General features: G+C 42.5%; 8 protein-coding genes. All 8 read left to right on the forward strand.

What is annotated here, in order from left to right; translation table 11 throughout:
• Positions 1–345: 345 nt before the first annotated feature.
• Positions 346–1,662, forward strand: coding sequence for a hypothetical protein (locus tag DTW91_RS12395; protein WP_125203673.1), 1,317 nt, complete (start codon positions 346–348; stop codon positions 1,660–1,662).
• A 25-nt stretch (positions 1,663–1,687) separates the two neighbouring features.
• A complete protein-coding gene (locus tag DTW91_RS12400) occupies positions 1,688–3,268 on the forward strand; it encodes an MFS transporter (RefSeq protein ID WP_125203674.1) in 1,581 nt (526 codons plus the stop codon).
• 98 nt (positions 3,269–3,366) lie between these two features.
• Positions 3,367–3,594, forward strand: a complete 228-nt coding sequence (locus tag DTW91_RS12405) for a DUF6814 family protein (RefSeq protein ID WP_125203675.1) — start codon at positions 3,367–3,369, stop codon at positions 3,592–3,594.
• A 76-nt stretch (positions 3,595–3,670) separates the two neighbouring features.
• Positions 3,671–3,865, forward strand: coding sequence for a hypothetical protein (locus tag DTW91_RS12410; protein WP_125203676.1), 195 nt, complete (start codon positions 3,671–3,673; stop codon positions 3,863–3,865).
• Positions 3,858–6,560 carry an ATP-binding protein gene (locus DTW91_RS12415; RefSeq protein ID WP_125203677.1) on the forward strand — a complete coding sequence of 901 codons (2,703 nt, stop codon included), beginning with the start codon at positions 3,858–3,860 and terminating at the stop codon, positions 6,558–6,560. The genes DTW91_RS12410 and DTW91_RS12415 overlap by 8 nt, the downstream gene beginning before the upstream one ends.
• Positions 6,535–6,894 carry a response regulator transcription factor gene (locus tag DTW91_RS12420; protein ID WP_125203678.1) on the forward strand — a complete coding sequence of 120 codons (360 nt, stop codon included), beginning with the start codon at positions 6,535–6,537 and terminating at the stop codon, positions 6,892–6,894. Before DTW91_RS12415 ends, DTW91_RS12420 begins: the two co-directional genes overlap by 26 nt.
• Before the next feature lie 31 nt (positions 6,895–6,925).
• Positions 6,926–8,824 (forward strand): AMP-binding protein, encoded by a 1,899-nt coding sequence (locus DTW91_RS12425; protein ID WP_125203679.1) that lies wholly within the window; start codon positions 6,926–6,928, stop codon positions 8,822–8,824.
• A gap of 23 nt (positions 8,825–8,847) precedes the next feature.
• Positions 8,848–10,755: an acetate--CoA ligase gene (acs, locus tag DTW91_RS12430; protein ID WP_125203680.1), complete on the forward strand. Its 1,908-nt coding sequence runs from the start codon at positions 8,848–8,850 to the stop codon at positions 10,753–10,755.
• Positions 10,756–10,958 lie beyond the last annotated feature (203 nt).

Raw genomic sequence — 10,958 nt, forward strand, 5'->3', positions numbered from 1 at the left:
GTTTTGAGTAAGATTGTTCATTTATTTAATTATTTGATAATCAATTAAATATACGGATTTCTATCCAATTGAACAATCTCTTTTTTATTTAATTCCTAAATGCACAACAGGTTTAATAGAATACATTTCCAAAGCCAACAACCTGAACAATTCGGGTTTAATCATCACTCAATTTGCTGATAAATATATGCTGATCAAATGGGAACGCTTTAAGAAATAAGTTTAATAAATCCTCCCTAATATACCAAGCTATACTTTTAGCATTAATATATATTAAATTTTTCCAAGTAAAATATTAATAACAATTTGGCATCCACAAAATAACCACCAAATTTTTATTAATCTATGAAGAAAATTTTTTATTTATTAATAATTGTTTTTTTGACTGCGCACGGTGATAAGTTGTACGGTCAAGAAGTGACAAAAGAAGAACTCCTAAAGCGAATAGAAGCTTTGGAGGCAGAAAAGAACAAAAAGAAAGAGTGGGACGTCTCTCTTTATGGCTGGGTAAGAACGGATTACATTTTCGACTCCCGGCAATCCGCTTATGTGAGAGAGTACAATCTTAATCTTTATCCACTGGATGAAAAACTGGATGCCAACGGAAAAGACATTAATGATGCGGGTGCCAGTAATTTCTTATCGCTCACCACGCGTGTTGGCATCAAAATAAAAGGTCCCGACGTCTGGGGTGCGAAAGCCACAGGACAAATCGAAGGTGATTTTTTTGGTAATACGGAACTGAACAAAAGTGCTGCAGGAACTGGAAGCACCGGGCTATTGAGATTGAGGCATGCCTTTGCAACTTTGGATTGGGGAAAAACTGCGGTCACCTTTGGGCAAACTTGGTATCCTGCTTTTATCCCTGAAGTGTATCCGGGCGTAGCCAATTTCAATACCGGCATTCTATTCAATCCGTTTGGTTGGGCCGGACAAATCAAAGTGACTCAAAAGATAACACCTGAGTTATCTGTAACTGCGGTAGCGTATAAGGATCGCGAATTCCAGACAGCGACTGCTGCCGGTGCATCCGCCAACAGTGCCACCTTCAACTCCAGCATACCCTCCTTGCACGGGAGATTGCAATATAAAACCAAAAATATAATGGTGGGCGTTGCGGCAGAGTATCAATCCTTGAAACCCGTCATCGAGTCCAACAATCTGGCCTCTGACGAAAAAGTAAATTCATCGGATTTTTTAGCTTATTTTTTATATTCCGGCGACAAAGTCATTGCCAAAATATACGGCATCACGGGAGGCAATCTTAATCATTACGTAATGTTGGGCGGTTTTGCAGGGTACACCAAAGCCAACGGACAAGAGTCTTACGAACCCACCAAAACGAGTGCCTTCTGGGTAGACCTTGCCGGCAAAAATCCCAAAATAGCGCCGGGCGTCTTCTTTGGATATACGCAAAACAACGGAACCGATGCCGGCTACAAGAACCTGTATGTCCGCGGTAATTCCGGAACGAGAATCTTGGACAATGTTTGGAGAGCCTCTGCCAGAGTAGAATTTACACAAAACAAATTCAGCATTACACCAGAAGTGGAATATACCGCTGCACGCTGGGGCGACACCAATCCTGAGGCGAAAGCTGAAAATCATTTGAAAACCGTCGGAAACGTACGAGGTCTTATACGAGTCATGTATTCTTTCTAAAAAACAATTTAAAAACAAATACAATATGAGCGATTCACATCACGAAAACTACGAAAACCTGAGCGAAAGGCAAAAGAACCGCACCATCTGGAGCGTGATTATGGCTTCGTCTCTCGGAACCCTTATCGAATGGTATGATTTCTATATCTTCGGAAGCTTGGCAGTGGTCTTGTCCACAAAATTTTTCCCGGCAGATAATCCCACAGCAGCATTCTTATCCACGCTTGCCACTTTTGCAGCAGGATTTGTGGTTAGACCTTTTGGAGCTCTCTTCTTCGGAAGACTGGGCGATCTTATCGGTCGCAAGTACACTTTCTTGGTCACCCTTCTCATTATGGGATTCTCAACATTCTTGATCGGGTGTATCCCAAGTTATGAAACAATAGGATTTATGGCGCCGGTTTTAGTATTAATTTTAAGACTTTTACAAGGTTTAGCCCTTGGCGGTGAATATGGAGGCGCCGCAACCTACGTGGCAGAATATTCGCAGCCAAATAGGCGCGGCTACTGGACTTCGTGGATCCAAACTACGGCGACCGCAGGTCTGTTCATTTCCTTGATTGTCATCCTAGTCACCAAAACATCCCTGTCTCCTGAGGAATTTGACAGCTGGGGTTGGAGAGTGCCGTTCTGGATTTCTATTTTAATGGTCATTGTTTCATATTTTATCAGAAGAAATATGAAGGAATCTCCACTTTTTGCCAAAGCGAAAAGCGAGGGAAAAACATCTACCAATCCACTAAAAGAAAGCTTTGGAAATAAATTTAATTTCAAATTTGTGCTTTTGGCGCTTTTCGGAGCAGCAATGGGGCAAGGTGTCATCTGGTACACTGGACAGTTCTATGCAATGAGCTTTATGCAGAAAGTGATGAACGTAGATACCACTCAGGTCGATTCTTTGATGGCATTGGCCCTGTTCCTCGGAACGCCATTCTTTGTTTTCTTCGGATGGTTATCGGATAAGATTGGCAGAAAAGCCGTGATGATGACGGGGATGCTCGTCGCAATCTTGGCTTACAGACCAATTTACAGTGCAATGTTCAACTCGGTAGATACTGCGAAAAAAGAAGTGGCCGCCGGCGGCATTACCGAATCCCGAACTGCAAAAATACATCCCAAAATAGCGACCGACAGTTTGATTACTTTTCATAAAGAAATTGCTTACACAGATGGCACATTGTCTAAAAAAGACAGCGTCGTCCATTGGTCTGCAGCCGGACCGGTGATGAAAGACGGAAAAGCGGAAGCACCAAAAGTGACAGAATCTATCAAGGTCAATGATGATACAAGGTGGCATCTGGTTTTATTGGTCTTCATCCAGGTCATCTTTGTGACGATGGTTTACGGCCCGATTGCGGCATTTTTAGTCGAGATGTTCCCTGTGAAAATCCGATATACCTCTATGTCTCTACCTTATCATATCGGAAATGGCATCTTTGGAGGATTACTACCTGCGGTGGCAACATATCTGGTAACGACGGCGAAAGACGCAGGTCACCCGGCCTGGTATCTGGAAGGTCTCTGGTACCCTATCGGCGTTGCGACGGTCTGTCTCGTAATCGGATTGTTCTATCTCAAAACGAAAAACACTAATATTCACGATTAAAAAGTCTGTTGGCAAAGCATTACACTGCTAAGAAATAAAAATTATCATGTAATCTTAGAAGTATTCACAATTAATAATTAACTTTAAATCAAACAAAAATGGATAGCATCAAAAAAATATTAGGCATCGTCTGGATTGCATTGGCACTCGTAGTTCTGTACTTCGGACTGACTGTGATGGGGATTCCCAAGCTGGCCTCCGGCAAGCAGGAAGATCTGGTCTTTGGGATCATCATTGTATTCATCCTCTTGCCCATCGTCTGCGGTGGATTGGGGATCTTCGGCTACTATGCGCTGAAAGGTGAATATTCTGACGAAAAAATATAAAGAAACCAAATTATAATTTTGATAATTGATGGATGATAAATATCGTTCATCAATTATCTTTTTTCGATAATCATCTATGAAAAAAAGACACGAACAAAAATTGATCCTCCTGAGTTTTGGACTCATGATATTGTTCAGTGCGCCGATTATTCTTTTGTTCAATAGCGAAAAAGAGCTTTTCGGATGGCCTGTGGTGTATGTGTATATATTCAGCGTTTGGCTTTTCTCCGTCGTAGCGTCTTTTGTAATCCTCAAAAAATACGATGAGTAGCGTTGCTTTATATGCATTAGTGATTCTTTATCTCGCTCTTCTTTTTTTGGTAGCTCACACCGCGGAGAAAAAGAAGAGCAAGATGTGGGTCAACAATCCGTACATCTATGCCTTATCCTTAGCGGTCTATTGCACAGCCTGGACCTACTACGGCAGCATCGGGGTGGCAGCCAATGAGGGTCTTGATTATCTTCCCATTTACATCGGTCCGGTCATCGTGATCCCGGCGTGGATTTATATCAACAAAAAAATTCTTCAAATCTCGAGAGTCAATAAAGTGAGCAGTATTGCAGATTTTATTTCATTGAGGTATGGGAACAGTCGGTCTTTTGGCGCCATTATCACATTGGTTTGTATTTTTGGAATCATCCCCTATATTGGGCTGCAGATCAAAGCTATTTCCGAGACCTTCCATCTGGTGACGCAGACGCCCATTTCGAAGAATATCTTCTCAGATAACGCCACGATGGTCGTCTTACTTTTGGCATTGTTTTCCTCCTATTACGGCACCAGATATGTGGATGCTTCGGAAAAAAGATTAGGAATCATCTCGACAGTAGCTTTGGAAAGTCTTCTGAAATTAATCTTCTTGGTGGTTTTGGGGATTTTCGTCACCTATTTCGCATTTGATGGAGTTTCCGATATTTATGCGAAGGCAAGCATTTTTCCAGATTTCAAGGAGAAAAATACGTTTAATGGCTTGGAGGGCAGTTTCAACTGGATGATTCTCTGCCTGATTTCGGCCTCCGCGATTTTTCTACTACCAAGACAATTCCATACAACCATAATCGAAAACCGGCAGGAAAAACATCTGAAAACTGCGATCTGGTTTTTTCCGCTTTACATGCTGATCTTCACCCTATTTGTATTTCCAATTGCGTGGGGCGGCCGCATTTTGTTTAATGGGCAAGATGTGAATCCCGAATTCTACTCGATATTAATTCCTCAATATTTTGACAATCAGCTGATTACCGTTTTGGTTTTTCTCGGCGGATTGAGTTCCTCCATATCGATGGTCATTATCTCGAGCATCACGCTTTCCATAATGCTATCCAACAACCTCATCATTCCCTACGGCTGGCTGGATCGGTTGAAATCTGATCACGAAGAAAAGAATACGAAAACCATCATGAACATTCGGAAAGTCAGCATTTTCATTCTGATTGTTACCGCATTTATTTTTTACAAATTCTTCATTTTAAAGAACAGTTTGTACTCCGTTGGGTTGATTTCTTTTGTCATCATTTCGCAATTGGGTCCCTCATTTTTCGGCGCCATCTTTTGGCGGAGAGGCAGTTACAGAGGTGCTGTAGCTGGCTTAATCGCGGGATTGATTGTCTGCTACTTCGGCCTGATAATTCCGCAATATTATTTCTCTTACAATCAGGAAATTAAAGGCTTTATAAGGAATGTTTATGATTGGTTCAGTTTTTTCGACATTCCTTATTTGAGTAATATTTCGGAAGTCTTTTTTTGGTCTATTTTATTGAATATCAGCTTATTTTCGATAATTTCATTAAGCCGAAAAGGCGATTATCGGGAACGCAACTTTGCAGAAATCTACATCGATATTGATAAATATATCCAAAATCATGAGAACGCTTTTGTCTGGCGCGGCCGTGCCTATGTTTCCGACATTCGTAATATATTGGTCAAGTTTCTGGGCGAAAAAAAGACCGAACAGGCATTGCGGATTTTCAACCTCAAATACAACATCGATACGCGCACCGAAACCGCCGATGCGAGATTCATCAAATTCTCGGAAAACTTACTTTCCGGAAGAATTGGAACCGCTTCTGCAAAAATTCTGATCGAAGGGGTGACGCAGGAAGACAAGATCTCTCTCACCGAAGTCCTCAAAATCTTGGAAGAATCTAAGGAAAATATCAGCCTTAATAAAAAACTGACCGAGCAAAGTCGAGAACTTCGCCAGTTGTCGGACGAATTGAGATCTGCCAATGAAAATCTCATCATCAAAGACAGGCAGAAGGACGACTTCTTGGATGCCGTTGCCCACGAGCTCCGGACGCCGATAACCGCCATAAGATCTGTGGGCGAAATCCTTGCGGACGACGATGAAATGCCGCCCGAACTCAAAAAAGAATTCTTGAATAATATCGTCACAGAATCGGACCGGCTGAACGAAATCATCAACGATATTTTGTATCTCGACAAGTTGGAGCACGGCGAAATCGCTTTGAATATCCGTCCAAACAACATTATCGAAACCTACCAAAAAGCCTTAAATCCCATCAGTCCCCTGATTCATCAGAAAAAAATCCACCTTAGTGAAGTTGATCTTTTGACCAATCCGATTTTCGAATACGACGAAGCCAGACTGATTCAGGTTTTTCAGAATATCTTAGGAAATGCCTTGAAGTTTGCCGAGGAACAGGGAACCATCCAGGCTAAATTTCAGGAAAAAAATGCTAACTTAGTGATCAACATATTCAATACCGGGAGAAAAATTCCGGAGGAAGATCTCGAGTTGATATTCGACAAGTTTTATCAGTCTAAGAACCAAAACCTTAGAAAGCCTTCCGGTAGCGGATTGGGACTGGCCATCTGCAAAAAAATAATGGAGGCACAAAATGGAACTATCGGTGCCGAAAACAACGAATTGGGCGTCACTTTTACCTTACAACTAAGAACTCAAACCAGCAAGAACAATGAAAACGATTTTAATAGCGGATGACGAGCACAAGATTCTGATGTCTTTGGAATACAGTTTCAAAAAGACAGGTTATGATGTTTACATCGCACGAGACGGAACCGAGGTTTTGGATCTGCTAAAAACCATCACGCCGCAAGTCATCCTTTTGGATATTATGATGCCAAACTTAGACGGCTACAGCACTTTGGAAGAAATCAAACAGATGGAGAAAATGAAAGACACCAAAATCATTTTCCTAAGTGCAAAATCTAACCCAAAAGACATCGAAAAAGGCTTGGAGCTTGGCGCCGACGCTTACGTCACCAAACCCTACTCCATCAAAAAATTGATACAACAGATAGAAGAGATGTTTTAGAATAATTATTAACTTTATAAAAATCATATCCATGAACTACGATACATTATTTAAAGAAAGTATTGAAAACAGAGAAGAATTTTGGAAAGCGCAGGCCAGAGAAATAGACTGGTTTCGGTTTCCCACTACCATTACTTCCTTGGATGAAAACGGCTACAACCAATGGTTTGCCGGCGGAGAGCTCAACATGTGTTACCTCTGCATCGATAAGCACATCAACGATGGCTATGGCGATCAAGTTGCCGTCATCTACGATTCTCCCGTGACGAATCAGAAGCAGCAATACACTTTTTACCAGCTCAAAGATGAAGTTTCCAAATTGGCGGGCGGACTCAAATCTTTAGGATTGACCAAAGGAGATACCGCCGTAATCTACATGCCGATGATCCCCCAAACTCTTTTTGCAATGCTGGCTTGCGCAAGAATTGGCGTGATTCACAATGTGGTGTTTGGAGGGTTTGCACCCACAGAATTGGTGGTAAGAATAAACGACTGCAAACCCAAAGCTATGATCACCGCCACAGCCGGAGTCGAGATTAGTAAAAGAATTCCTTATCTGCCACTTGTAAAACAAGCCATAGAACTCGCCCAAGACAGAGTAGAAAACATCATCGTTTACAATAGGAAATTGATAGACAACAAGCACGAAATGTTTGACGGCATTTTGGACTATGATGAATTGGTTGCCCAATCGGAGCCTGCAGATTGCGTTTCTGTAGAATCTACCCATCCACTGTATTTGCTTTATACATCGGGAACCACAGGGAAGCCAAAAGGCATCGTTCGAGACACCGGCGGATATGCCACAGCGATGAAATTTACCATGAAATATCATTATGCCATGGCAGCAGGCGAAATAATGTGGACGGCATCGGATTTCGGATGGGCCGTTGGCCATAGCTACTCGGTTTACGGGCCCTTAGTCAACAGAAATACGACGGTCATTTTTGAAGGAAAACCTGTTTTCACCCCAGATGCAGGAACCTATTGGCGCATCATCTCGGAATATAAAGTTTCGGTAATGTTCACCGCACCAACGGCGATTCGCGCCATCAAAAAGGAAGATCCCAACGGAGAATTCATAAAAAAATATGATCTGTCGCATTTCAAAAAACAGTTTCTGGCCGGCGAGCGTTGCGATGTGGCCACTCTGGATTGGTTTGCAGAGCACATCGGCGTACCCGCAATAGACCACTGGTGGCAGACAGAATCTGGCTCACCAATGCTGGGATTGCTGACTGCAGACGAGAATTACAAGATAAAAAGAGCCGCAGCCGGAAAACCCATTCCAGGATACGACATTAAGGTTTTTGATGAAAATGGCTTTGAACTCGATCCGCATCACGAGGGCTATTTGGTCATTAAATTACCATTAGCTCCAGGTGCTTTGCTGGGCATTTGGAATGATTTTCCAAGGTTTAAAAGCAGCTATCTTTCTCAGTTCGAGGGCTACTATTTTTCCGGAGACGGTGCCATCAAAGACGAAGATGGCTATGTTTTCGTGACGGGGCGGGTAGATGATGTGATCAACGTGGCAGGACACAGACTTTCTACCTCCGAAATGGAGGAAATTGTCTCCTCAAATCCTAACGTTGCAGAATGTGCAGTGGTGGGAAAAGAAGATGAATTAAAAGGTCAAATTCCTTTTGCTTGTGTAGTGTTAAAAAGCGGCATCACCATTTCCGAAAAAGATATTGAAAAACAAATCGTGGAAAATGTAAGAGAAAAAATAGGTGCCGTTGCCTCTTTTAAAAATGTAATGGTCGTCAAACGATTGCCGAAAACCCGATCGGGAAAAATCCTGAGAAAATTGATAAGAACCATACTCGACAAAAAAGACTTCCAAATCCCATCTACGATTGATGACGAACTCATCGTTGAAGAAATAAACCGCAAAGTAGATGAATACTGGAAAATCCATCAAGCCTAAACATACAATAAATTGAAAATAAAATGAAAAATTATCACATTCAGAATTTGCAGGATTATTTCAAAGAGTACAAAAAATCCATTAAAAACCCGAAAAAATTTTGGGACAAGATTGCCGATGAAAACTTCGTGTGGTACCAGCGGTGGTCCAAAGTTGTGGACTACGATATGCAGGAAGCTAACATCAAATGGTTCAAAAATGCAAAACTAAACATCACAAAAAACTGCCTAGATCGGCATCTTGCTCTGCGCGGAGACAAAACGGCAATCATCTGGGAACCCAATGATCCAAAAGAAGAGACGCAACACATTTCTTACAACGAACTATATACCAGGGTCAACAAAGTGGCCAACATCCTCCGCGAAATGGGAATCCAAAAAGGAGACCGGGTTTGCATCTACTTGCCGATGATTCCCGAACTGGCAGTTTCAATGCTTGCTTGCGCCAAATTAGGCGCTGTACACTCTGTGATATTTGCAGGATTTTCAGCCGCTGCGGTAGCCTCACGAATCAATGACTGCGGCGCGAAAATGGTGATCACATCGGACGGAAGTTATAGAGGAAACAAAGTTTTGGATCTGAAGAGCATTGTGGATGAGGCGCTCGAGAAAACGCCAACAGTAGAAAATGTTTTGGTGGTGAAAAGAACGCACAACGATGTCCAGATGAAGGAAGGCAGAGACCACTGGATGGACGAATATCTCGACAAAGCATCTCCCGACTTCGTGACGGTCATTATGGATGCAGAAGATCCATTGTTTATCCTCTACACATCGGGTTCCACAGGCAAACCAAAAGGAATGCTTCATACCAGCGCAGGATATATGGTTTATACGGCATACACTTTCAAAAATGTTTTTAACTATAAAGAAAATGACATCTATTGGTGTACTGCGGACATCGGCTGGATCACAGGGCATTCTTATATCGTTTACGGCCCCCTTCTAAACGGCGCTACAACCGTAATTTTCGAAGGAATACCAACGTTCCCGGATCCGGGACGATTCTGGGAAGTAATTGAAAAGCATAAAGTGACTCAATTTTACACAGCGCCGACTGCCATTCGATCCTTAGCCAAAGAAAACATCGATTGGGTTCAGAAGCACAACCTGGATTCGCTGAAAGTCATTGGATCTGTGGGCGAGCCCATCAACGATGAGGCCTGGCATTGGTACAACGATAATGTCGGGAAGAAAAAATGCCCGATCGTGGATACTTGGTGGCAAACCGAAACCGGCGGCATCATGATCTCCCCCATTCCATTTGTGACCCCTACCAAACCCACCTACGCCACGCTGCCATTGCCCGGCGTGCAGCCGGTGTTGATGGACGAAAAGAGAAACGAAATCGCCGGAAACCAAGTCGATGGCAACCTCTGCATCCGCTTCCCTTGGCCCGGAATTGCCCGAACGATTTGGGGCGATCATCAGCGTTACAAGGAAACTTATTTCTCCGCTTTTCCGGGCAAATATTTTACCGGAGATGGCGCTTTGAGAGACGAAGTTGGTTACTACAGAATTACTGGTCGCGTAGATGACGTCATCATCGTTTCCGGGCACAATCTTGGCACTGCCCCAATCGAAGACAGCATCAACCAACATCCGGCAGTAGCCGAATCTGCCATCGTGGGTTATCCACACGAGATCAAAGGGAATGCCCTGTACGGCTTTGTGACACTGAAAGAATCCGGCGAAGAACGAAACCGGGAAAATCTGGCGAGGGAAATCAACCAATTAATTTCGGAACAAATAGGCCCTATCGCTAAGTTGGATAAAATCCAATTTGTATCGGGACTTCCCAAAACGAGATCCGGCAAAATCATGCGTAGAATTCTTAGAAAAATTGCCGAAGGCGATTTTGACAGCTTCGGCGACACCTCTACTTTGCTGAATCCGGAAATCGTTGATGAAATTACGAAAGGAAGAGTTTAAAAAAGATGTACTAAAATCTTAATTAAAATTCGACGCAAGCCACGAAGTGGCGACTTACTAAAGGATAGGATGAAATCCTATTAAACCTAATTAGTCTCTCCTTAAGCTACCTATAATTTACTGATTATTAGTATTTTGGGTTTAAAATAGCTTGTTTTTTATTGCAAGAATTTGTATCTTAGAGCTTTAAAACCTTGCAAATA

Source organism: Chryseobacterium sp. SC28 (assembly GCF_003932955.1).
Taxonomy (GTDB): Bacteria; Bacteroidota; Bacteroidia; order Flavobacteriales; family Weeksellaceae; genus Epilithonimonas.

Coding starts and splice junctions, on each gene's coding strand:
- DTW91_RS12400 (WP_125203674.1), top strand. CDS start 1,688: ATGAGCGATTCACATCACGAAAACTACGAAAACCTGAGCGAAAGGCAA.
- DTW91_RS12420 (WP_125203678.1), top strand. CDS start 6,535: ATGAAAACGATTTTAATAGCGGATGACGAGCACAAGATTCTGATGTCT.
- DTW91_RS12425 (WP_125203679.1), top strand. CDS start 6,926: ATGAACTACGATACATTATTTAAAGAAAGTATTGAAAACAGAGAAGAA.
- DTW91_RS12405 (WP_125203675.1), top strand. CDS start 3,367: ATGGATAGCATCAAAAAAATATTAGGCATCGTCTGGATTGCATTGGCA.
- DTW91_RS12415 (WP_125203677.1), top strand. CDS start 3,858: ATGAGTAGCGTTGCTTTATATGCATTAGTGATTCTTTATCTCGCTCTT.
- acs (WP_125203680.1), top strand. CDS start 8,848: ATGAAAAATTATCACATTCAGAATTTGCAGGATTATTTCAAAGAGTAC.
- DTW91_RS12410 (WP_125203676.1), top strand. CDS start 3,671: ATGAAAAAAAGACACGAACAAAAATTGATCCTCCTGAGTTTTGGACTC.
- DTW91_RS12395 (WP_125203673.1), top strand. CDS start 346: ATGAAGAAAATTTTTTATTTATTAATAATTGTTTTTTTGACTGCGCAC.